At 34.2% G+C, this 25,312-nt stretch carries 21 protein-coding genes; 15 read left to right on the forward strand and 6 right to left on the reverse strand.

Annotation, left to right across the window (positions count from 1 at the left end; translation table 11 throughout):
• Positions 1-53 precede the first annotated feature (53 nt).
• The 13 genes from BLT80_RS15535 to BLT80_RS15595 all read left to right on the forward strand — a co-directional run bounded on the left by BLT80_RS15535 (position 54) and on the right by BLT80_RS15595 (position 15,518).
• On the forward strand, positions 54-650 hold the full coding sequence (locus BLT80_RS15535) for a Crp/Fnr family transcriptional regulator (RefSeq protein WP_092469626.1): 597 nt from the start codon (positions 54-56) through the stop codon (positions 648-650).
• Positions 651-756: 106 nt separating this feature from the next.
• Positions 757-1,110 (forward strand): hypothetical protein, encoded by a 354-nt coding sequence (locus BLT80_RS15540; RefSeq protein WP_092469628.1) that lies wholly within the window; start codon positions 757-759, stop codon positions 1,108-1,110.
• 94 nt (positions 1,111-1,204) lie between these two features.
• Positions 1,205-2,086: a pirin family protein gene (locus BLT80_RS15545; protein ID WP_092469630.1), complete on the forward strand. Its 882-nt coding sequence runs from the start codon at positions 1,205-1,207 to the stop codon at positions 2,084-2,086.
• Between the two features lie 54 nt (positions 2,087-2,140).
• Positions 2,141-2,458 (forward strand): GNAT family N-acetyltransferase, encoded by a 318-nt coding sequence (locus BLT80_RS15550; protein ID WP_092469632.1) that lies wholly within the window; start codon positions 2,141-2,143, stop codon positions 2,456-2,458.
• A gap of 2 nt (positions 2,459-2,460) precedes the next feature.
• The gene (locus tag BLT80_RS15555; RefSeq protein WP_092469634.1) at positions 2,461-3,348 is read left to right on the forward strand and encodes a pirin family protein; all 888 of its coding nucleotides are present in this window, start codon (positions 2,461-2,463) and stop codon (positions 3,346-3,348) included.
• Positions 3,349-3,387: 39 nt separating this feature from the next.
• Positions 3,388-3,978: a TMEM175 family protein gene (locus tag BLT80_RS15560; protein WP_092469637.1), complete on the forward strand. Its 591-nt coding sequence runs from the start codon at positions 3,388-3,390 to the stop codon at positions 3,976-3,978.
• Positions 3,979-4,458: 480 nt separating this feature from the next.
• A complete protein-coding gene (gyrB, locus tag BLT80_RS15565; RefSeq protein ID WP_092469639.1) occupies positions 4,459-6,408 on the forward strand; it encodes a DNA topoisomerase (ATP-hydrolyzing) subunit B in 1,950 nt (649 codons plus the stop codon).
• Between the two features lie 114 nt (positions 6,409-6,522).
• Positions 6,523-7,491 (forward strand): hypothetical protein, encoded by a 969-nt coding sequence (locus BLT80_RS15570; protein WP_092469641.1) that lies wholly within the window; start codon positions 6,523-6,525, stop codon positions 7,489-7,491.
• Between the two features lie 210 nt (positions 7,492-7,701).
• Positions 7,702-8,628, forward strand: a complete 927-nt coding sequence (gene mdh / locus BLT80_RS15575; RefSeq protein ID WP_092469643.1) for a malate dehydrogenase — start codon at positions 7,702-7,704, stop codon at positions 8,626-8,628.
• Between the two features lie 91 nt (positions 8,629-8,719).
• Complete coding sequence (locus BLT80_RS15580) at positions 8,720-9,376, forward strand: DUF4412 domain-containing protein (protein WP_092469645.1); 657 nt, start codon at positions 8,720-8,722, stop codon at positions 9,374-9,376.
• Between the two features lie 76 nt (positions 9,377-9,452).
• Entirely contained in the window at positions 9,453-10,064 is a 612-nt protein-coding gene (locus BLT80_RS15585) for a hypothetical protein (RefSeq protein ID WP_092469647.1), read from the forward strand.
• 155 nt (positions 10,065-10,219) lie between these two features.
• Positions 10,220-13,267 (forward strand): protein translocase subunit SecDF, encoded by a 3,048-nt coding sequence (gene secDF / locus BLT80_RS15590; RefSeq protein WP_092469649.1) that lies wholly within the window; start codon positions 10,220-10,222, stop codon positions 13,265-13,267.
• A 163-nt stretch (positions 13,268-13,430) separates the two neighbouring features.
• Complete coding sequence (locus tag BLT80_RS15595) at positions 13,431-15,518, forward strand: PKD domain-containing protein (RefSeq protein WP_092469652.1); 2,088 nt, start codon at positions 13,431-13,433, stop codon at positions 15,516-15,518.
• 109 nt (positions 15,519-15,627) lie between these two features.
• On the opposite strand, the gene BLT80_RS15600 is transcribed toward BLT80_RS15595, so the two are convergent.
• From BLT80_RS15600 to folE, 6 genes are all read right to left on the reverse strand, one after another.
• Positions 15,628-16,491 carry an alpha/beta hydrolase family protein gene (locus tag BLT80_RS15600; RefSeq protein ID WP_092469654.1) on the reverse strand — a complete coding sequence of 288 codons (864 nt, stop codon included), beginning with the start codon at positions 16,489-16,491 and terminating at the stop codon, positions 15,628-15,630.
• Positions 16,484-16,990, reverse strand: coding sequence for a DUF192 domain-containing protein (locus BLT80_RS15605; protein WP_092469656.1), 507 nt, complete (start codon positions 16,988-16,990; stop codon positions 16,484-16,486). The genes BLT80_RS15600 and BLT80_RS15605 overlap by 8 nt, the downstream gene beginning before the upstream one ends.
• Positions 16,991-17,815 (reverse strand): prolipoprotein diacylglyceryl transferase, encoded by an 825-nt coding sequence (gene lgt / locus BLT80_RS15610; protein ID WP_092469658.1) that lies wholly within the window; start codon positions 17,813-17,815, stop codon positions 16,991-16,993. It abuts the gene before it with no gap.
• Positions 17,816-17,999: 184 nt separating this feature from the next.
• Complete coding sequence (gene yidD, locus BLT80_RS15615; protein WP_092469661.1) at positions 18,000-18,236, reverse strand: membrane protein insertion efficiency factor YidD; 237 nt, start codon at positions 18,234-18,236, stop codon at positions 18,000-18,002.
• Between the two features lie 2 nt (positions 18,237-18,238).
• A complete protein-coding gene (gene cysS, locus BLT80_RS15620) occupies positions 18,239-19,720 on the reverse strand; it encodes a cysteine--tRNA ligase (protein ID WP_092469663.1) in 1,482 nt (493 codons plus the stop codon).
• A 58-nt stretch (positions 19,721-19,778) separates the two neighbouring features.
• The gene (gene folE / locus BLT80_RS15625) at positions 19,779-20,456 is read right to left on the reverse strand and encodes a GTP cyclohydrolase I FolE (protein WP_092469665.1); all 678 of its coding nucleotides are present in this window, start codon (positions 20,454-20,456) and stop codon (positions 19,779-19,781) included.
• Between the two features lie 196 nt (positions 20,457-20,652).
• On the opposite strand from folE, the gene BLT80_RS15630 reads away from it, so the two are divergent.
• Both BLT80_RS15630 and BLT80_RS15635 read left to right on the forward strand, forming a co-directional pair.
• On the forward strand, positions 20,653-21,108 hold the full coding sequence (locus BLT80_RS15630) for a hypothetical protein (protein WP_092469667.1): 456 nt from the start codon (positions 20,653-20,655) through the stop codon (positions 21,106-21,108).
• Between the two features lie 98 nt (positions 21,109-21,206).
• Positions 21,207-25,312 (forward strand): PKD domain-containing protein (locus BLT80_RS15635; RefSeq protein ID WP_092469679.1); only part of this gene is annotated, 4,106 nt, incomplete at its 3' end.

Raw genomic sequence — 25,312 nt, forward strand, 5'->3', positions numbered from 1 at the left:
AGTCGTTTTTTTATATCTAGTATTATCGTAACTTTATTATCTTAAATAGAGTTATGCAATTACCTAATTTTAAAAAATTTCTTATTGAAAAAGGCGGATTATCTGAAAAGGAATTTGTTCAAATAACTCCTTTCATAAGAACAAAAAAAATTCCTAATAATGAGTTTTTATTAAAATCAGGGGAGGTCTGTTCGCATTCTTTTTTTGTTGAACAAGGTGTGCTTCGATTTTATGCATTAAATGAAGAAGGAAAAGAAAACATCCTTCAGTTTGCTACCGAAAATTGGATTGTTAGCGATCGCGGAAGTGTCTTTTTTCAAGAACCTTCAACCTATTATATAGACGCCATTGAAGATACATTAACAGTATTGTTAGATGAAGAATTTGTGACTAACGTCGTTAACATTAATTCAAGATTTAGAACACAAAACGAAAAATTATTACAAAATCATATTCGCCATTTATACAAACGCATCAGCTTATTAATTGGAGCTTCGGCAAAGGTTAGATACTTAGAATTTGTTAGTATGTATCCAGATATTATGCTGCGCGTTCCGCAATGGATGATTGCTTCCTACTTAGGGATTACTCCAGAAAGTTTGAGTAGAGTGCGAAAAGCATTAGCAAAAGAAAACTTTAAGCCTCAGTGATTTTTTAATCCTATTAATTTCTAGATTTTCACTTCTTATCAAATGTCAATGCACACTTCTTTTTGTTCCTGTAATTTTACAGTAAATAAAAGAAAGGATATGGATTATGAGACATTTAGAAGTATTAGTCGTCAGTAAAGACACTACAGTTTCAAGAATTTTAAATTGGAAAATTTCTACAGTATATACTATAGAAATTGCTATCGAAAAAATGCAACAGCGACCTTATAATGTCGTTGCTATTTCAAACAAATTTAATATTGAAGATAAAGCTAGGTTAAGTCAGATCATATCGATTTTATACGACGAAGCCATTTTAGTCGAGTATGATGACGATAAAACTTTAGCCGAAACAGTTAAAGCCGCCTATTGGAGGGCAAACAAGCCAAAAAATCAAAACAATTACTTAGACAATTCGTTCGAAATAAAATTGGCAAATAGTATCAATTTAAAAGACTAAAACTATGAAACATTCATAACTAAGTTTTGATACCCAAAGGCATGGTTATATAGATTTACCATGCGACCGATAAAAAACAATAAATATAAAAAACATGAAAACTAATAACGAAAGAAGCATAGAAAAAGTAACCCAACCTGGAACACCTCATTTTGTAGGTGATGGATTTAGAGTACACAATTTTATTCCGGGAACATCAACCATGCAACGTATGGATCCGTTTATAATGTTAGATTACAATTCTAAATATAATTTCCCCGCAACCGATAAACCTAAAGGTGTTGGTGTGCATCCTCATAGAGGTTTTGAAACCGTGACCATTGCTTATAAAGGTCGTGTAGAACACGATGATAGTTCTGGTGGTGGAGGTATAATCGGTGAAGGAGATGTGCAATGGATGACAGCTGCTTCAGGTGTTTTACACAAAGAGTTCCACGAAACAGAATGGAGTAAAACAGGAGGTGAGTTTCAAATGGTACAACTTTGGGTAAATTTACCTGCAAAGGATAAAATGAGTCCACCAAAATATCAAGCGATTGTAAATTCTGAAATCACAAAAATCACTTTAGCTGATAATGCCGGAGAAGTAGAAGTAATCGCAGGAGATTATCAAGGTTATAAAGGTGCTGCATCTACATTTTCACCAGTGAATATGTTTAATTTGAAAATAAAAAAAGGAGCGAAAACGCAATTGTCATTTCCGGCAAACTATACAACTGCGCTTTTAATGGTTGAGGGTGATGCTAAAGTAAACGGCAGTACAAATGCACCGCAAGATCACTTTGTGATGTTTAGCAACGATGGAGAGTCGTTTATAGTTGAAGCATTAAACGATGCTGTAGTTTTAGTGTTGAGTGGTGAGCCGATTAACGAGCCGATTGCTGCACATGGACCTTTTGTAATGAATACACAAGAGGAGCTCATTGAAGCATTTCAGGATTTTAATACCGGAAAATTCGGTTATTTAGAGGATTAGTGATTATAAAAAGTAGTTCATTTTTTTGAACTATTTTTTTTATATCTTTAAGACATGAGGGACGAGTTTAAAAATATTCCACTTCGTAAAAACGAAGATAAAAAGTGTTTCGAAATAGAAATCGACGGTAGTTTTGCTTTTATCCGATATAAGGAGATGGCCGATCAAATAGCATTAATTCATACGGAAGTTCATTCTGCTTTAAATGGTAAAGGAGCTGCAGGTGCTGTAGTTGAGAAAACGTTAAATTATATTGAAAATCAAGGCAAAAAACTATTACCATTTTGTCCTTATGTTTTCGCATATTTAAAGAAGCACCCTGAGTATAAATCTTTAGTTGATCCAAGTTTTAACGGTTACGATAAATTATAAATATGTCAAATACAAAATTAATAATAGAGGAACGCGCTGCCAATATTGGCAATTTTATGGTAGGACGTTTATTGCCGTTTCGACAAAAACGAATGGTTGGGCCATTTATATTTATCGATCACATGGGACCTGCTAGTTTAAGCAGTAAGGAGAATTTAGATATTGCCATGCATCCACATATTGGTTTATCTACACTCACCTATTTGTTCGAAGGAGCCATTATGCATCGCGATAGTTTAGGAACAGAAGTAGAAATAAAACCAGGAGCAGTCAATTGGATGACAGCAGGTAAAGGTGTTGTACATACAGAACGTACACCAGAGTATTTACGTCATTCTAAAAAAATGCTTCATGGGTTACAAATTTGGGTGGCATTACCAAAAGAAGATGAGCAATGCGAACCGTCGTTTACACATGTTGCAGCTGCGGAAATCCCTACATGGAAGGAGAACAATGTACAATTTAAATTAATTGCAGGAAAAGCCTTTGGGAAGCAATCACCCGTACCAGTATATAGTGCGTTGTATTTTATTCAAATTACATCTTCGGACACTAAAACGATTTCTATTGGTGACCATTTGTTTGGTGAAAGTGCTTTGTATATTCTTGAAGGTAGTATTACGAGTGATGGACACACTTATGGTCCTAAGCAAATATTAGTCGCTAAGGATAGTAGTTTATGTGCTTTTGAAATCGAAGCGAATTCTACACTTTACATTTTTGGAGGTGAATCTTTTGAGGAAGAGCGGTTTATAGAATGGAATTTTGTGGCAACTGATAAAGCTCTTATCGAAAAAGCAAAAGAAGATTGGAAAGCGGATAAGTTCCCAAAAGTGGTTAATGAGACTGTACGTATTCCATTACCAGCACCAAAACGCTTTGGTGGTTAATTTAGAATTTAGTAGAATCAAATTGATTAAAATTAAGTTATGAGAACAGGAAGATTAGAAGCGTTTAGCGATGGTGTTTTGGCTATTGTAATTACTATTATGGTTTTAGAACTGAAAGCCCCAGAAGACACCACTTTTCAAAGTTTATTATCTGTGGCACCAGTATTTATAAGTTATGTGTTAAGCTTTATTTATATCGGAATTTATTGGAATAACCATCATCATTTATTTCAGATTTCTCATAAGGTGAGTGGAACCGTCCTTTGGGCAAACTTACATTTGTTATTTTGGTTGTCCTTAATTCCGTTTACTACAAGTTGGTTGGGAGAAAATGAACATTATGATGAAGCGTTGCCGGTAGCGACTTACGGTTTTGTGTTATTGATGAGTGCTATTGCTTACTTTATTTTAGAACGTACATTAATTAAAAATCACGATGAAAATTATTTATTGGCTCTTTTAACTGCGAATAAAGTAAAAGATTATGTCTCTTCGACGTTTTATATTGGGGCTATTCCTTTGGCCTTTGTAAACACATGGCTTGCTATTGTTTGTTATGCGATTGTAGCTTTAATTTGGTTAGTGCCAGACAAAAACATGGAAACCTTAATAGATGAGGTAGAAGCCTAATTCATTTTAAATAAATTGATTTATAGAAAGTAAGTTTTAAAATTGACTTTTTATGCTTTTACACGACAAATTTGTCAAAATGGTGCACTTAAAAACGACGAAATCTATTAATTTTGACGCGCATTCAAACTTCAAAATTCGACTTGTAAAGCGTTTTTGGATTTTGGCGATTGTGAGTTGACTTTCAAATTAGTTAAATCAAATTTAAGATGCTTTTTAGTCGTTTTAAGGCATTATTGAGTAATTAACAAATGTTGATAATTATTGAATTGAATTGATAAAAAGCTTTTAAAAAGCTCTTTAATTTCTTATATTTGTTAGTATTCAAAAGTGATACAATAGTGTCACTTTTTTTATGTCAATAAAGCTCTAAATTTTAAAGACAAAGTCCCCGAGAATTTAGTAGGCTGAATAGATTTCGTAGAAAAACGGGATTTTTAAATATTAATTAAAAAAAACAGAGTTAATAAATTAAAATTTATGAGCGAAAAAAGAGAAGAGTTTAACAAGGATAATTATTCTGCAGATAGTATTCAGGCCTTAGAAGGGATGGAGCATGTACGTATGCGTCCTTCCATGTATATTGGTGATACAGGAGTAAGAGGTTTGCACCATTTAGTATATGAGGTAGTAGATAACTCAATTGATGAAGCTTTAGCTGGTCATTGCGATAATATTACGGTAATTATTAATGAAGATAATTCTATAACCACTGAAGATGATGGTCGTGGTATTCCTGTAGATTTACATAAAAAAGAAGGTGTTTCTGCATTAGAGGTTGTAATGACTAAAATTGGTGCAGGTGGTAAATTCGATAAAGACTCGTATAAAGTTTCTGGTGGATTGCATGGTGTTGGTGTAAGTTGTGTTAACGCATTATCAGATAACTTAAAGGCAACAGTTTATAGAAAAGGTGAAATCTGGGAACAAGAATACGAGAAAGGTAAAGCCATGTATCCTGTTAAAAAGGTTGGTATAACTGAGAAAAGAGGAACTATTGTTACTTTTAAGCCAGATGCAACAATCTTTACTCAAACTTTAGAATATAACTATGATACCTTAGCAAGTCGTTTACGTGAATTAGCTTACCTTAATAAAGGAATTACGATTCATTTGATTGATAGACGTCATAAAAAAGATGATGGTGAGTTTGAGGGCGAAACATTTCATTCTAAAGAAGGTCTTAAGGAATTTATCAAGTTTTTAGATGGTAATCGTGAGCCTTTAATAAAAGAAGTTATTGCTTTTGAAGGTGAAAAGAATGGCGTACCAGTTGAGGTTGCTATGATCTATAATACCTCATACGCAGAAAACTTACATTCTTATGTAAATAACATTAATACACATGAAGGAGGAACACACTTATCAGGATTCCGTAGAGGTTTAACACATACCCTTAAAAAGTATGCAGACGAATCTGGAATGTTAGACAAGTTGAAGTTTGATATTGCTGGTGATGATTTCCGTGAAGGTTTAACCGCTATTATTTCGGTAAAAGTACAAGAGCCACAATTTGAAGGGCAAACAAAAACGAAGTTAGGAAACCGTGAAGTTTCAGCTGCTGTAAGTCAGTCTGTTTCTGAAATGCTAACGGATTATTTGGAAGAAAATCCAGATGATGCAAAGACTATTGTTCAGAAAGTAATTTTGGCTGCACAAGCACGTCATGCTGCTCAAAAAGCGCGTGAAATGGTGCAACGTAAAACCGTGATGAGTATTGGTGGTTTACCTGGTAAATTATCAGATTGTTCGGAACAAGATCCTGCAAAATGTGAAGTTTATCTAGTCGAGGGAGATTCGGCAGGTGGAACAGCAAAACAAGGTAGAGATAGAATGTTTCAAGCTATTCTGCCATTAAGGGGTAAGATTCTTAATGTGGAAAAAGCCATGACACACAAGGTTTTTGAAAACGAAGAAATCAAAAATATCTTTACCGCTTTAGGGGTTACTATCGGAACAGAAGAAGATAGTAAAGCACTTAACCTTTCAAAATTAAGATACCATAAGATAGTTATTATGTGTGATGCCGATATCGATGGTTCGCATATTGAAACTTTGATTTTAACCTTCTTCTTCCGTTACATGAAGGAGCTAATTGAAAATGGACATATTTATATTGCAACTCCACCTTTATTCTTAGTGAAGAAAGGAGCTAAAAAGGAATACGCATGGAATGATGAAGAGCGTTTAGCTTTAATGGAGCGATATGGTGATGGTGCAAAAATTCAACGTTATAAAGGTCTTGGGGAGATGAATGCAGAACAACTTTGGGATACGACAATGAATCCTGAGTTTAGAACATTACGTCAAATTCAGATTGATAATGGAGTAGAAGCAGATCGTGTATTCTCAATGCTTATGGGGGATGAAGTTCCACCACGTAGAGAGTTTATAGAGAAGAATGCTATTTACGCTAATATTGATGCGTAATAATTAGTTTATAAATTTTAGATAAAAAGCACTCAGAAATGAGTGCTTTTTTTGTTCTAGTATAGTTTGTTAAAAATGTTAGTTTTGTCTTCTCATTTCTAAACCCAATTTACTATGAAAAAAGGATTACTATGTATTTGTGTATTTATTTTGTTTCTCGGCTGTTCAAAAGATTCTGAAGAAGCGGGAGAATGCGGAGTTGTTAGTTTAATTAATGTATCTCAAAATGGAAATACTTTAATGTTTGATTATCAATCTCAAGACACGTTTAATTATTATGAGATAGGCTATGATCAAAGTACGAGCGTAAGCGGAGGAAGTAATAGTGATCTTTATTTTAATTATGGATTTACAACTACAGATGTAGGATCTACGAGTATTATTGACGATGATTTATATGGGTTTTCTGAGTACAATACTACACTTAGTTTTTATATAAGAGCACAATGTAGTAATGGAGAACTTACCTCTTGGCAAGGCCCGATTGTGTTGCAGGTAGAAGATTACTGTGAACAACCTTCTAATATTGGGGTGTCAGGCTCAACTGTGTACTGGAGTTATGATAATAACCAAACAACAGCATCTTATTATCAAGTGGAATACGGAGTGCAAGGTTTTAATTTAGGGTCCGGTACTCAGATTGTAACTAATAATACATATACCTCTGACACTGTTATGGCCGAAGGGAATACATATGACTTTTATGTTAGAGCGTATTGCGAAGATAATTTAGGGTATAGCAGTTGGTCAGGTCCAATATCAGCTTATGCAGATCAGGATTATAACGTATGTAATGCACCTTCAAATGTATTGCATCAAATTGAATATAATTTCTTTGGAGAACCTGTTGGAGTGGTATTTCAGTGGGACTCTAATGGAGAATCTTCATTTGAGCATGTTTTAATTTCTGATGGTTACAATCCAGATAATTCTACTAGTGTAAATACATCAGACGGTAGTGGTTGGCCATTATATAGTCAAGGTTTAACACAAAATACGCCTTATGACTTTTATATAAGAGCAGTTTGTCTAGATGGTTCTAAAACAGAATGGGTTGGCCCAAAAAATGTGATTATAAATTAATACCATAAAATTAATTCTAATATCATTTAAAGCATAAGATTTACTCTTGTGCTTTCTTGGTTTACAGTATTTCTTCGTAAATTTACGAGCGTTTTAACGCTTAGTTGATATTGATAAAACACATAATTATGAAATGAACTTACATACTATTTATATTTAAATAATAGTTTTAAGCGCATTCCATTCGACATTAATTTAAATAAAAAACAAATGAAAATTACCGTAGTTGGCGCTGGTGCAGTAGGCGCAAGTTGTGCAGAGTATATTGCGATTAAAAATTTTGCTTCTGAAGTTGTGATCTTAGATATTAAAGAAGGTTATGCGGAAGGTAAAGCAATGGACTTAATGCAGTGTGCATCTTTAAATGGTTTTGACACCAAAATTACAGGAAGTACAAACGATTATTCTAAAACAGCAAATAGTGATATTTGTGTAATTACTTCAGGTATTCCTCGTAAGCCAGGAATGACTCGTGAAGAGTTAATTGGAATTAATGCAGGTATTGTAAAAACAGTATCATCTAGCTTAGTAGAACATTCTCCAAACACAATTATTATCGTTGTGAGTAATCCAATGGATACAATGACCTATTTAGTACATAAAACTACAGGTTTACCAAAGCATAGAATAATTGGTATGGGTGGAGCATTAGATTCTGCACGTTTTAAATACAGATTGGCAGAGGCTTTAGAAGCGCCAATTAGTGATGTAGACGGAATGGTAATTGGTGGTCATAGCGATACAGGTATGGTGCCATTAATATCTCATGCGACAAGAAACAGTATTAAGGTATCTGAGTTTTTATCAGAAGAGCGCTTAAATCAAGTTGCAGAAGATACTAAAGTAGGTGGAGCGACGTTAACTAAATTATTAGGAACTTCGGCTTGGTATGCACCAGGTGCTGCAGTAAGTGGTTTAGTTCAAGCAATTGCTTGCGACCAAAAGAAAATTTATCCTTGTTCTACATTACTAGAAGGAGAATATGGTTTATCTGATCTTTGTATCGGTGTGCCAGTTATTTTGGGTAGAAACGGAATAGAGAAAATCGTTGATGTATCTTTAAGTGATGCTGAAAAAGAACACATGAAGGCAAGTGCTGAAGGTGTTAAGAAAACGAATGGTTTATTAGAATTATAAACTATAATAACACATGTAATTTTTAAAAACCTTACTGACATATTTTGTTGGTAAGGTTTTTGTATAATACCAATTAATTAAAAATAAAATTATGAAAAAAATACTATTATTTAGTTTTGGGTTAATGTTAAGTGTGGTTGCGACTGCACAAGATGCAATTACCGAAGGAGTTCTAATTGCTAAACAAACCTTGGCTAGCGATAATGAGCAGATGAATGCACAGCTCAAAGCTATGGGAGACTCGCAAGCTATAACCTATTTTAAAGGAGCGAAATCGCGTAGCGAAACAAGTAGCCCAATGACTGGCGATATGGTCATTATTGTTGATGGTGCAGAAAAGCAAATGTTAATGCTAGTAGATCAGCCAGGAATGGGAAAGAAATTTATGTTACAATCTATTGTGCCTAGTGAAGAGGACTTAAAAAGTGTAAGTGTAGAAAAAGGTGATGAAACAAAAACTGTAATGGGATATGAATGTCAGCAATATTTTGTTAAAATGAAACAAAACGGACAAGATGTAGAAATGCAAATGTTTACAACTAATAAGATTTCTGCATTCAGTCATAATACGACAGCAATGGGAGATAAAATTGAAGGTTATCCACTGTATTTTATAATGACCTTGAAGCAAATGGGAGCAAATATTGAAGTGACATCAGAAGTAACAGAGATTAAGCAAGAGTCTGTTTCAGCAGATAAATTAAGCTTAACTCCACCAGAAGGTTATACCAAAATGGAGGGGATGTAATAAAATACCATATTCGGATATTATTTAAGATAAGACTGTAGAAATACAGTCTTTATTTTTTGTCTATATTTGGCGCATGAAAACCAAACTGCATTTTGGGCTGTTAATTATACTCTTAGCGTTTTTAGGAACGTATTTGGAGCAAAATGCGCTACCCAATCAACAGATTGTGATTCAGTTTTCAGATACTGATATTTCTACGGAAGACTCAGAGAATGCTATTGAAGCTATTCAAAATAAACTGCAAAGCATTGGTGTTACACATATTCAAATCGGTCAAAAGAACGAAGGTCAACTTAGAATAATTTATCATAGTAATACCGATGTAGAATATATTCAGAATGCGCTTTTTAATCTTGAAGATATAAATATAGCCTACGATTCAAACCAAAACGAATCTGATAATTTTCCGGACCATAAAAACCTTAAAGATTACGAACTTAATATTTCTGAAATTAAGGCGAGTAATGATGTTAATTGGGATTTTGAACGGACTCAAGTTGTAGAGGTTAACCAGAAAACAGATCGTTTTTTATATTCAAAGACCAATAGTTTTGGTAATCACTATTATAATATTGAAAATCATTTCAACATTAAAGTTGCTGTTTTTATTAGTAACAATGCTACGACAGCAATAGATAATATTTCTTATATCATTCCTGAAGTTAGAGCAGGTCCGATTGCATAAATGGAATTATATAATCTGAAATAAATTCCACTTCACGTAATATAGCTTTTATCAATCAAAAGGCTAAAAATCAATTTATAAAAAAATATTGTCGAATTATAGTGTAAGCTCTATATTTGCGCGTTCAAAAAAATCGACATTAAACAAAAATCACAATGCAAAACAAAGGAATAATTAAGCTTTTTGCGCTTTTATTTGGTTTGGTAAGTATCTACCAATTATCATTTACTTTCAAAGCGAATCAAATAGAAGCTAATGCAGAACAAGCAGCAATTGTAAAATATGCTGATACGGAAGAGGATTACCAAACGAAAAGAAATATTGAAGAAGCTCGCTATTTAGATTCGTTAAAAACCTCAAAAATTAAAGTAGGTGACAACTTTGAGCCTATCGAAGTTTACAATTTAGGTGTTGCACAATATACTTATGCTGACGTTGAAAATAATGCCATGAATTTAGGTTTAGACCTTAGAGGTGGTATTAATGTAATTCTTCAAATTTCAGTAAAAGACATCTTAAAAGGTTTAGCAAACAAAAGTAAAGACCCAGTTTTTAATAAAGCTTTAGATGATGCAGATGAATTACAAAAAGATTCACAAGATTCTTATTTACAATCTTTCTTTACGGCGTTTGATGCTATTAAAGGAGATACAAAATTAGCATCTCCAGATATTTTTGCAAATCGTACGCTAAGTGACGAGATTAAATTCGACATGTCAGATAACGAAGTTAAAAGTATCATTGAAACAAAAATTGATGAGTCAATTGTTTCAGCTTTCGAAGTATTGCGTAAACGTATTGATAAGTTTGGTGTAACATCACCTAACATTCAACGTTTAGGAAACTCTGGTCGTATTCTTTTAGAATTACCTGGTGCAAAAGATATTGAGCGTGTTACGGATTTAGTAACTAAAACAGCGCAATTACAATTTTGGGAAACATACAAGACTCAAGAAGTTGTACCTTATTTATTAGAGGTTAATCAAAATTTGGTTGAAGCTAATAAAAGTAAAAAAGAAAAAGAAGAAGTTGCTGACGTAGCGGATGATCAAGAAGAAGCTGCTTCTGATGCTATTGATGAACTTACAGGTCAGATAGAAACAGATTCTACAAATGTAGCAGAGGTAAATCCGTTAGGGATTCAAGGTTACGGAAATGGTGGTTCTGTAGTAGGTATGTTCTTATCTAAGGATAAAGAAAAAGTGATGGAGCATTTAAATTCATCAAAAAACAGAGCTTCTTTACCAGCAGAAATGCGCTATGTAAAGTTTGTTTGGGGATTACAAAATGAAGAATCTGAGTTTTCAGAGCTTTATGCTATTAAAGGTAACAGAGATGGTGAGCCATTATTAAGTGGAGATGTAATTACTGGTGCAGATCAAGATTACGATCCACTAAGTAGACCTGCAGTAAGTATGCAAATGAACTCTAAAGGAGCTAAGATTTGGGAAGAAATGACCAAGAAGGCGTACGAAACTCAAGGTAATATTGCTATTGTGTTAGATAATACAGTGTATTCTGCACCAAGTGTATCATCTGGTCCTATTGCTGGTGGTAGATCTCAAATTTCTGGATCATTTTCATTAACTGAAGCTGTCGATTTAGCAAACGTTTTAAGAGCTGGTAAATTACCTGCTTCTGCGGAGATTGTTCAATCAGATATAGTTGGACCGTCATTAGGACAAGAAGCTATTGATAGTGGAATGAAATCATTTATGATCGCTTTAGCGTTTGTATTACTTTGGATGATTTTTTATTACGGAAAAGCTGGTGGATTTGCAGATATCGCATTAATGTTAAACATCTTATTAATCTTTGGTGTTTTAGCAAGTTTAGGAGCGGTATTAACCTTGCCTGGTATTGCTGGTATTGTGTTAACGATTGGTATTTCGGTCGATGCGAACGTACTGATCTTTGAGAGGATTAAGGAGGAGCTAGCTAAAGGAAAATCACAGAAGGAATCTGTAAAAGATGGTTTCTCTAACGCATTATCTTCAATCTTAGATGCAAACATTACAACAGGTTTAACAGCTTTAATCTTATTTGTATTTGGAACAGGACCAATTAAAGGTTTTGCAACAACATTAATCATTGGTATTTTAACATCTTTATTTACTGCGATTTTCATTACGCGTTTATTAGTAGATTGGTATGTAAACAGAGGAGGTAAATTAGATTTCTCTACAAGTTTAACTAAAAACTTATTTACCAATGTAAATATCGATTTCTTAAAGAAACGTAAGATTGCTTATGCTTTTTCAGGAGCATTAATTTTAGCAAGTTTAGGATCGCTTTTTACCACAGGTTTAGATGAAGGTATTGACTTCGTTGGAGGTAGAACGTACCAAGTACGTTTTGATCAAGACATGAGTGTTGAAGAAGTAAAAAATGATCTTCATGCTGTGTTTGAAAGTGCTGAGGTAAAAACGATTGGTGGTCCAAATCAATTAAAAATTTCTACGAAGTATTTAGTAGAGGACAGTTCTACTGAAGCAGATGAAAAGGTAGAATCTTTATTATTTGAAACACTTAGAAAGTATCTTCCAGAAGGGATGACTTATGCCGAGTTTTTAGATGGTTCTGGTGATAAGGCAATTGGTAAAATGCTATCTAGTAAGGTAAGTCCAACCATTGCAGATGATATTAAAAAATCATCTATTTGGGCAATCTTAGGATCGCTAGTAGTGGTTTTCTTATATATCTTATTTAGATTTAAGAAATGGCAATTCTCTCTTGGAGCTGTAGCTGCTGTTTTCCATGATGTTTTAATCGTATTAGGTATCTATTCATTAACATGGAGATTTATGCCATTTAGTATGGAAATTGATCAAACATTTATTGCGGCAATCTTAACCGTTATTGGTTACTCACTGAATGATACGGTTGTTGTATTCGATAGAATTAGAGAGTACTTCAATGAAAACTTAGGTTGGAAATTAAATACTACAATTAACAAATCTATAAACAGTACGATTAGTAGAACATTAAATACGTCGTTAACAACTTTAGTGGTGTTATTGGCAATGTTCTTATTTGGTGCAGATTCACTTAAAGATTTATTATTCGCTTTAATTGTCGGTGTAATAGTTGGTACATACTCTTCAGTATTTATTGCAACACCAATAATGTACGATACTGCTAAAAAGAGTAATGTCGCAGAAGCACTTAAGAATAAAGTAAAAGAAGAAGCTGAAGAAGCTTAAGTCTTTTTAATAAATTCTATTCTGAATTAATTCAGAGTTAAAGATGCCCTTCTTAATTGAAGGGCATTTTTTGTTTTCTAAAACTTTTTAACCAATCTTTTTATGGTTTATGTATATTTAAGGAAATATGTATATCTAACTATCACTAATAAAATCAGTCTTCATGAAAAAAAATCTAATTTTATTCTTTTTTATTATCTCTTATCTAAGTTATGGGCAAGATATACTAATGCAAAATGGAACGTTTACAACATGTTCTGGAATACTTTATGATTCTGGAGGTGAGTTTTCTAATTACGCTAACAATGAGAGTTTCACTGTAACGATATGTCCGGAGGAAATAGGGCAACGTACGCGATTGAATTTTCAAGAGTTTTCTGTACAACTCAATGCAGATAGTCTTACAATCTACGATGGCAATGATGTATCTGCGCCATTTCTTGGAGTATATTCAGGAGTTGATTCACCAGGTTCCGTAATTGCTACTTTCGATAATCCAACGGGTTGCTTAACGGTTCAGTTTATATCTGATAATATTGGACATACTACAGGTTGGGCGGCAGCAATATCATGTACAACTCCATGCCAAGATATTACGGCACAATTAGAATCAACGTTACCTGTAGCTAATGCAGAAGGTATTATTGAGGTCTGTGTTGGAGATAACATAAATTTGAGTGGTAGTGGGATTTTTGAAACTGATGGGGCAGGTGCAAATTATACATGGGATTTAGGTGATGGAAACATTGCTTCGGGTCAAACAGTTAATGTATCATATAATACACCAGGCGTATATTTAGTGAACTTAGATATTAGAGATACAAACACAGACGATATAATACAAGGCTGTACAAATACGAATTCAATAAATTTAGTAATTCGTGTTTCAAGCGAGCCAGATTTTACAGGGACCCAAGCTGCAACAGACGTTTTATGTTTTGGTGGAACGACAACGATTGCAGGTGTAGTGAGTCCTTTAGCTATTGTTTACAATTGTCCTCCTCCGGAAAGTGAAGTCACTTTTTTACCAGATGGTAATGGTTCGGCTTATAGTACGTCTATAAACGTTACATGTTTTGACGATGCGCAAACCTTAACAGACATTAGTCAGATTGAAAGTATATGTTTAAATATAGAACATTCATATTTAGGGGATTTAGATATTGATATTATTTCTCCAAACGGACAAGTGGTAAGGCTTCATAATCAGGGTGGTGGATCTGCTAATTTAGGAATACCATGGGCTACAAATGCTGTCGATGGAAACAGTAATATTATAACACCAGGAGAGGGGTTAGATTATTGTTTTGTTCCAAATAATGGATTTCCGACATTAGCTTCAGGTATTCAAACAGGAGGAGCTTTTCCTGTAGAAGATGGCACAGGGACTTATACAGATAGTTTTGTTCCCGCAGGAAATTATAGTGCAGTAGAAGCATTGGATGGTTTAATAGGGTCTCCTTTAAATGGGAATTGGACGATTCGCGTTGTAGATAATCTTGCTTTGGATAATGGATATATGTTTTCTTGGGAACTTAATTTTGATCCCAATTTACAACTACAAGATTTTGATTATATACCATCAATAGTATCTCAGTCGTGGGATTCTGATGCTAATATTACTGAAATAAATGGAAATACAATTACAGTAGCTCCAGATGCAGCTGGTGATTTTTGTTATACTTTTAGAACAGTAGATGAATTTGGATGTGAATATTCCAAAACAGTTTGTATTAATGTAGCAGATGAAGGTACTACAGCTATAACTTATTATGAAGATACAGATGGTGATGGTTATGGTGATGCAAATAGCAGTATAACGGTTAACTGTAACGATAATGTTGGTCGCCCAGCAGGTTATGTATTAAATAATTTAGATTGTAATGATGCAGATGATAATATTAATCCAGATGCTACTGATGAAGAAGGTAATGGTACAGATGAAAACTGTGATGGTGTTGATGGTTATTTGCTTGGAATAGCTGAAATTGCTGCTAACGATATAAAAATATTTCCAAATCCATTTAAGAGTAGTGTTGTAATTAATGTGCCAACCATTTTAGTAGGAAGTCAGTTAAATATTAATATTTATGACTTAAAAGGACGTTTGGTATTTAAAAACTCACAGACAAGTTTAAGTAATGAGATTGTTATTAATAATCTTGATGTATTAGGTAGAGCAACTTATTTCTTGGAAGTGTCTAATAAAGAAGTCGGTTTTAAAGTTGTAAAAAAATTAATTAAATTATAGATTTAGGTTGTTTAAGCCTTAAAATGCCTTTCTTAATTGGAAGGCATTTTTTTATTTGAAGATTTTCAATATGAAAGAACAATAGAGATTATACCTAGAAATTTAATTCTTATGCATGTTTGTCTATCCAATCATGGGTCATTTTCCAAAGTGAATCTTTAAATGTACTTCTGAAGAATCCAAAATGACCAATATTTGCAATCCCAAAATCTTCAGGGATGATATGTTGTCTGTCTATTTTTGCTTTGGTGAATTGCTTAGCTAACCAATCTACAGAAGCCTTTGATGCAAACTTATCTTTTGTAAAGCTTAAAGCTAATAAGTTCTTATTGAAGTTTTTAAATTGAAGGTCCTCAAAATTAAACTCACTCAGCATATAATCTTTATGAGTTCCCCAATGTCGCCATTGGTAAGCCATGTGCTTGGGTAAATTTTCGAAGAGTTTTATTTTTTTAGCAGGAAAGTATCCGAAGAAAGGAGTTAATGTCGGAATCAGTACATACCAAAATGTGAACATTCTAAAACGTTCAAAACCATTCCAATGTTTCCAATAGCCACTTTGTGAAGCGATAGTAATTATAGCATCAACTTGAGCGATCCTTTTGTTAAAAGCTAAAATTTGGCCACCAATACTATGAGTTATAACAATAATTTTGTGAGTTGGGTTTTGAGATTTGGCATAACTAATAATAGAAGCTTGGTCATTGTCTCCCCAAGATTTTAAATCAATTGTATTTTGTTTTAAATCTGAAATATTCAAATTAGATTTTCCTATACCAGAATAATCGAAGGTGTAAACGGTATAACCTAATTCTGAAAAATAAGTAGCGAATTTATAATAGAAATGCTGTAAAACACCTGTCGCTGAAGAGATGACAATACTTTTGTTATTTGTGGTATTTGGTTTAAAAACCGAAACACCTACGCGATGTCCTAAAGGAGTAGTGATATCTAAACCTATCGGTTTAGTCATCGGTGGTTTGTTTGAAACTAATCTTATCTCCAACAGCAAGTTGCCAAGCATCAGAAAGTCCGCCGTAAATCTCTAAAACATATTTAGCGGGTGCTTCAGACGGAAGAGAAGTTTCATCCATAGGCTTAGCATTCTTTTTAAAGCTGACTATGGTTTTGTCTTCATCAATATAAATAATGTCTAAAGGAATCTTGGTGTTTTTCATATAGAAACTTCGCATTTCTATATTAGGAAATATAAATAACATCCCTTGATTGGCTTCAAGTTTTGTTCTATACATTAAACCCGTTTGAGTAGTGTATTCGTCATCAGCAATTTCTATATCTATAGTCTTTATTATAGAATCAGAATCTGCTTTTTTCAGCGTAAGCGTACCTTCTTTTTTAAAGTTAACGACAACTTTATCTTCTGTTATTGTTTTCTTTTCTTCTTTGCAAGATGAAAGAAGTGCAAGTCCTGAAACAATAACTATAGATTTTAAAAACAGTTGAATACGCATTTAGCTCAGTTTTGTTTTGGGTTTATAGATAAACATAAAGTAAAGACCTATAATAATAAAAGGAATACTTAACCACTGTCCCGTATTTAAAACCCAATCAGCGCGTTCAATATTTTGAGCTTCTTTAACAAACTCTACAAAGAATCTTACAGACCAAAGTAATACTAAAAATAGACCGAATAAGAAACCTTGTTGTTCAGATTTATTTGTTTTCCAATAGAAGTAAAAGAGAATTAAAAAGACAAAGACATAAGAAAACGCTTCGTATAATTGTGCAGGATGTCTTGGAGCGGTTTCGCCCAATTGTTTAAACACAACACCAAAATCACTACCTGTATATTTTCCAATGATTTCTGAATTGATAAAGTTTCCGATCCTAACAAATACAGCACCTAAAGCTACAGGAATCACCACACGATCTAAAATCCAAAGGACCGTTTTGTGTAGTACTTTTTTATTGTAGATATACATTGAAATGATCATGGCAATAGCAGCACCATGACTTGCTAAGCCTTGAAAGCCTGTAAATTCAAAACCTCCTTTAAATTTAAAAGGCAAAAAGATGCTGAAAAAATCTTCCGAAATCAATTCTGGTTGATAAAAAATAACATGGCCCAATCTTGCGCCAAGCATAATACCTAAAACAGAATAAATAAATAAAGAATCTAATGATTCATCAGATAATCCCTCATTTTTGTAAATACGCTTGGTGATGTAAAAGCCTAAAATAAAGGCAACAATCCACATTAAGCTGTAAAAATGAAGTTTAAATAATCCTAAATCGATAAACTTAATAGGATCCCAATCAATCTGTAATAAAAACATAGTTATTCTCTTTATGCTGTAAATATAATATTTTGATAGCGATTGAAAATGAGATTAACGTAATATTAATTCTCTTTAGGAGGAACCGGGTCAAAACCACTACCTCCCTAGGGCGACGGAACGTAAAGAAAATGTACGGAGTACATTTTTGGAGAATGGGCGAGCTGGTTCGTTGGCAAAATTTTTAGTTGTCATCCTTTTTAGGAACAGGGTCGAAACCACTACCTCCCCAGGGATGACAGCTAAAAATCCGCTTCACAGCTAACCAGCCTCCTTTAAAAAAACCATGAACTTCTAAAGCTTCTTTAGCATAATGTGAACAGGTGGGTTGGTACCTGCAAGTTGCAGGTGTCATTGGAGAAATAAACGTTTGATAGATTTTAATCAGTAATAAAAACGGATATGTTAAGAGTTTCTTCACGATTAGTTTGTCGTAAACGTAGTACCTTCTCTACTGTCATTTAGTTGAATTCCAGCTTCAGCCAATTCATCCCTAATTTTATCAGACAATGCAAAATCTTTATTTAATCGGGCTTCCTTTCTAAGATTGATTAAGATTTCAACAGCGCCAGTTAGTTTATTACCTCCAGTACTTTCTTTTGAAATATTTACCAAACCAAGAACATCAAAGACAAAAGTTTCAATCGTTTCTTTTAAAAGTGCTAAATCTTCAGGTGTAACAGTAGCACTTCCATCCTTTATTTGGTTGATGAATTTTACAGCTTCAAAAAGCGACGCAATTAAAATTGGAGTATTAAAATCATCATTCATCGCATCGTAGCATTTCTGCTTCCAATCTGTAATGATGAATGACGATGAAGAACTTGTCTTTAAATTATCAATTATACCAATAGCATCCATAAGTCTATGGAATCCCTTTTCGGCAGCTGATAAGCCGTCATCAGTTAAATCTAAAACACTTCGATAAGAGGCTTGCATCATAAAAAAGCGAATGACACTTGGGTTATAGGCTTTAGACATAATATCGTTGTCGCCAGAAAGTAATTCTGCCGGGTTGATATAATTCCCTGTGGATTTACTCATACGAGCACCATTAAGCTCTAACATATTGGCATGCATCCAATACTTTACAGGAGCCTGACCTTTTGAAGCTTGGTTTTGTGCAATTTCACATTCGTGATGTGGGAATTTTAAATCCATTCCACCGCCATGAATATCAAAATAATCACCCAGATATTTAGTACTCATTGCAGTACATTCTAAATGCCATCCGGGGAAACCATCACTCCAAGGAGAAGGCCAACGCATAATATGAGTGGGTTCAGCTTTCTTCCAAAGGGCAAAATCCTGAGGATTTTTCTTATCGCTTTGTCCGTCTAGTGCACGTGTGTTATGAATTAAATCTTCAAGCTTACGTTTGCTTAAAATACCGTATTCGTTAGATTCATTGTATTTATGAACATCAAAATAAACAGAGCCATTTACAGTATATGCAAAGCCATTATCTATTATAGATTGAATTAATTCAATTTGTTCTATAATATGACCTGTTGCGGTAGGCTCGATACTTGGTGGTAAAAAATTAAAAGTGTTGAGTACATTATGGAAATCAACGGTATAACGCTGAACAATTTCCATAGGTTCAATAGCTTCTAGTCGTGCTTTTTTTGTGATTTTATCTTCTCCAACATCAGCATCATTTTCTAAATGTCCAGCATCTGTAATGTTTCTCACATACCGCACTTTATAACCTAAGTGTTTCAGGTAACGAAAAATCATATCAAAAGACATAAACGTTCTCACATTACCTAAATGTACATTGCTGTAAACTGTAGGTCCACAAACATACATTCCAACATAGCCATCAGTTATGGGTTGAAAAATTTCCTTTTCACCAGTAAGTGTATTGTATAATTTTATGTGCTGTGTATTGTATAATGACATGATGCGATTTTTGAAAAATGAATCAATATAAGGTGTCGTATAATTTAGTGAATACGACTTAAAATTGTGTATCTAGTTTTATGTAGTCCAAAAGTTCTCTTCGTGTTTCGTTTTCTTTGAATTTTCCACCGAATTCAGAAGTAACTGTACTGCTTTCGATATCTCTAATTCCACGAGAGTTTACACACAAATGTTTTGCGTCTATGACACAAGCAACATCTTCAGTATTTAAAACTGCTTGAAGTTCTTTTACAATTTGAATTGTTAAACGTTCTTGTACTTGTGGTCGTTTCGCATAATAATCGACGATTCTATTCATTTTAGAGAGACCAACTACCGTTCCGTTAGAAATATAAGCAATATGTGCTCTTCCTACAATAGGTAATAAGTGGTGCTCGCATGTAGAATAAACCGTAATGTTCTTTTCCACTAGCATTTCTCCATACTTGTATTTGTTGTCAAAAGTAGAAGCGCTTGGTTTTTTATCAGGGTCTAAACCTCCAAAAATCTCATTAACAAACATTTTTGCAACGCGGTTAGGAGTGCCTTTTAGGCTGTCGTCATTTAGGTCTAAACCTAAGGTTTCCAGAATGTGTTTTACATCATCTTTAATGATATTTATTTTTTCGTTGCTAGATAATTTGAAAGCATCAGCTCTCAAAGGAGTTTCACTAGATGAGCTTATGTGGTCTTCACCAAGAGCATCAATATCATTAAAATCACTTTCAATTTTCATTATAAAATAATTTGTTATCAGTTTTTAAAAACAAGATGCAAAGATAAACAATAAAAATAGTTTCAATAAGGTAGGGGTTTTATAATTATGGCTGTTATATAAGTAAAACCGTTAAAACACCATTATCCTTGATGAATTAACAATTGGTTTGCTAAAATTTTCTTAATTTTCGAAATTCTAATATTCTGAATTACCTATGAAAAAACTACTATTTATTTTGTCATTGATACTTATGCCTTTATGTGTATTTAGTCAAGAATCGAACCATAAAAATCCTTTGCCATTGGCAAAATATAACGATAACGTTAAGTTACCATTAACGGCTATAGAGCGTGCTCAGATTATTGAGGTTTATGGAGAATCTGCAGATAAACTTGTTTTTAGCAATCCGCATCGACTTAAAAGTATTAAACATATTCTTAGAAATAGGGTAGTGATTAAGTTGATTACTGACGAAGGTCAAAAGAAACCATGTCCTCTATTATCTGATGTTACTAATTCTGATGATTTAGACTCTAAAGTAATTGAAACATTTAATCCTGATAATTTTAATCCGTTGAAATATAATTTTGATTTTTATTCAAGATCTGCAGGTATGTATCAAGTAGATAATACTAATTACTATATAATCATTAAGTCTCAATATCAATAAAAGTATACGCTTAAAACAATCGTATTACAACTATATTATTGGGATGAATTATGAAATGAGAATAGCATACGTCCCTTAAAAACAATAAAATTAATCCCATGAAATATTTAATTACTATAATCCCTCTATTATTTTCATCGTTTTTATTAGCTCAAGATGTTAATATGCAAACCGCAACAGTAAATCAATGTGGTGGTATATTTTATGATTCTGGTGGAGAATTTGGTAACTATGACAATGACGAAGATTTTGTATTAACGATTTGTCCTGAAACTGCAGGTCAAAAAATACAAATAGATTTTATAGCATTTGCAACGCAATTAGGAGCAACTCCAGATACAATGGATATTTTTAATGGTGATAGTGTTGCTGCACCTCCTTTTGGTTCTTTTTCTGGAACTGCAGGTCCTGGTTTAGTTCAAGCTACTGAAGATAATGCTTCAGGCTGTATTACAATTCAGTTTGTTTCTAATGATGCAGGAAATACTGATGGTTGGGTCGCAAATATATCGTGTTTAACACCTTGTCAAACCATTAATTCTCAATTGGATTCAGCGAGTCCAACACCAAATGCAGATAACTATATTAGGGTTTGTCCAAATGAAGAGATTACACTGACTGGTAGTGGTGATTTTTCTATAGATGGAACTGGAGCGACCTATGAATGGGATTTAGGTGATGGTAATACGGTTGCTGGTCAAACTGCAACATTTTCATATCCAGATCCTGGTGTTTATATCGTGAATTTAAATATCCGTGATGCTAACATGTCAATTGATCCTTTAGGATGTAAGAACAATAATTTAATTAACCAAGTAATACAAGTTGCTACCGAACCAGATTTTACGGGTACAGAAGCAGCTGATACAATACTTTGTTTTGGAGAAAGTACAGATATAACTGGTGTCGTACAAGCAGTGGAATATATTAATGATTGTACTCCTCCTGTGAGTGGTGTAACGTTTTTACCAGATGGAAATGGAGTTACCTATGAGACATCTATCACTGTAGATTGTTATGATTCAGATCAAACTATAACTGATGTTAGTCAATTAGTTAGTATTTGTTTAACCATGGAGCATTCTTATTTAGGGGATTTAGAAATACAGATTATTTCGCCTAATGGACAAGTTGTAACTCTTAAAGATTATCCAGGAGGAGGGGCTGCTAATTTAGGTGTGCCTTGGGCTACAGGTTCCGTTGATGGAGGTGGAGGTAGTTCAAATACAATACCAGGAAGAGGAAGTCAATATTGCTTTGTGCCTGATGGTGGTTTTCCAACTTTAGTTGGCGGTATACAGACAGGTGGTGTATTTTTAAATGGAGATGGCCCTGCAACTTATACCGATTCATTTGTGCCTGCTGGGAGTTATAGTTCTCAGGAATCTTTAAATGGACTTATTGGCTCTCCTTTAAATGGAGATTGGACGATTAGAGTTGTTGATAACCTTGGTCTAGATAATGGTCACGTTTTTTCTTGGGGTATTGAGTTTGATCCTAACCTTCAACCGCCAGAGCTTTCATTTACACCTATAATTACTTCTGCGGATTGGGATGCAGATCCTACGATCACAAATACAGCAGGAAACGTTATTACAGTTCAGCCTCCGACTGCAGGGATATTTTGTTATACATATAAAGTTACAGATGATTTTGGATGTGAATATACAGAAGAAGTTTGTATCGATGTATTGCCTGAGTTTATTACTGAGAATCCAAATAATTTATATGTTTGTGATACTGGTATTCCTCCTTATATTTTTAATTTAGAATCTAATACAGCTGTAGTTCTTGCGAGTGCTACAAATGCTTCCGATATAGTAGTTACATATCATAACTCACTTATTGATGCAGAAGGAGATTTGTCAGCGATAGCAGACTCAGGAAATTATACTGGTACCGATGGTGAAACGATATTTGTTAGAATAGAATATTTAGATTCTGGATGTTATGAAGTATTTCCTTTTACTTTAAATGTATCAGGTCAACCCACTATCAACCCAGTTTCAGATTTAGAGTTATGTGATGATGAGAGCAATGATGGTTTTGCGACTTTCGATTTAAGCTCACAAACCTTAGCGATTTTAGGAACACAATCGGCCACAGATTTCACGGTCACTTACCATTTAAGTTTCGAAGATGCCGATTTAGGAGAAAATGCCTTACCTTCAGATTTTACCAACACAGAAAATACACAGCCAATCTTCGTAAGAGTAGCGAGTTCAGGAGATTCTAGTTGTTATAATGCCTCAGCGACGCCACTTTTCAATTTGGTGGTTAATACCAGAGCTTTAGCAACAGCACCAGAGGATATGGAAGTCTGTGATGATGTGACTAACGACGGCTTTGCGACCTTCGATTTAAGCAGTCAAGACGCTATTATTCTAGGAGGACAAGACGCTACGGTTTATGATGTATCGTTTCATACGAGCCAAGATAATGCAAACACTAATACTGGAGCTTTACCAACCAGTTACACTAATAACACCGCAAATTTAGAGACAATCTATGTTAGAGTAGAAGACCCTTTATATCCAGATTGTTATAGCACCACAAGTTTTGATTTAATTGTAAATGCATTGCCAGCGGTCACAGCGGTAACGCCCTTACAAGTTTGTGATGACGATGAAGATGGATTTGTAGGCTTTCCATTAAGCACAAAAGTGGCTGATTTATTAAATGGACAAACCGGAGTAGAGGTTTCTTTTCATGAAAACCTAGTCGGAGCAGAAACGGATAGTGCAGAAGTATTTGATGGTTATATCAATACCACGATGACCAACCAAATTATATTTGTACGCTTAGAAAATACAACAACAAACTGTTACAATATTATGAGCCTTGCGCTCGAGGTTTTAGAAAACCCAATAGCGAACACAACCACACCATTAGAAGTTTGTGATGATAATGCCGATGGCATAGCTGTATTTGATTTGAGTATAAAAGATACAGAAATTGTAGGAGCACAAGCAGGCATGACAGTTCGCTATTATGCCAATCAAGCCGATGCAGAAGCAGGAGGGAGTCCATTACCAACCACGTACACAAACACCCAAGCAGGATCCCAAGAGATTATAGCACGTATCGAAAATGGAACAACAGGCTGTTATGATACCACGCCACTTCTACTGATTGTAAATCCAAAGCCAACAATTATAGCAGTAACGAACTATGAATTGTGTGATGAGACGACACCAGGAGACGACGAAGAAGCCTTTGATTTAACAACAAAGACTGCAGAGATTTTAAATGGTCAGGTAAATATCACGGTAAGTTATTATGCTAATGCAGCAGATGCAAGTACCGGAACCAACCCAATAATAGGAGGTTATACCAATACGAGCAACCCGCAATCAATAATAGCCGTACTGACTAATACACTAACAGGATGTACTTCAGACCTTACATTTGATTTAGTTGTAAACCCATTACCAGCTTTGGTTGTACCAACAGCTTTAGAGGTTTGTGATGATGGTACACCAGATGGTCTAACAGAAATGGATTTAAGTCTAAAGAACACAGAAATCACAGGAAACAATCCAGCCTATTCTGTAAGTTACTATGAGACTTTGGCAGACGCAGAAACAGAAATGAATCCATTACCAACCTTATATACCAATACCAGTAATGGACAAATCATTTTTGTACGTGTAGAAAATATCAACACAGGCTGTTATGATACTACTAATTTAGAATTAATAGTACAACAAGCACCAATAGCCTTTACACCACAACCACTGAGATATTGTGATCCAGACAATGATGGTTTTGGAGTCTTCACGCTTACCGATGTCGATAATGAGATCACGGGAGGAGCATCAGGACTAGAAGTGACCTATCATGAGACAGAAACTAATGCAGAAAATGGAGTTAATGCTATAGACACCACAGTGAACTATAACAACATAGTACAAGGTGAACAAATCTTATATGCCCGAATAGAAAGTCCAACGATAGCGACAGACTGTGCGACTATTGTCGTGTTAAAGTTAATCGTAGAGCCAACACCACAGTTACTAGAACCAACAGCACTAGAGGAATGTGATGATATCTCAGCAGATGGATTTGCTACTTTTGATTTAACAACCAAAGCCGCAGAATTACTAAACGGTCAAGATCCGTTACAGTACATCGTTAGCTACTACGAGAGTGAAGCGAATGCAGAAGCAGACAACAACCCTATAGCTAATCCACTAGCTTACAC

Source organism: Winogradskyella thalassocola (assembly GCF_900099995.1).
Classification (GTDB): Bacteria; Bacteroidota; Bacteroidia; order Flavobacteriales; family Flavobacteriaceae; genus Winogradskyella; species Winogradskyella thalassocola.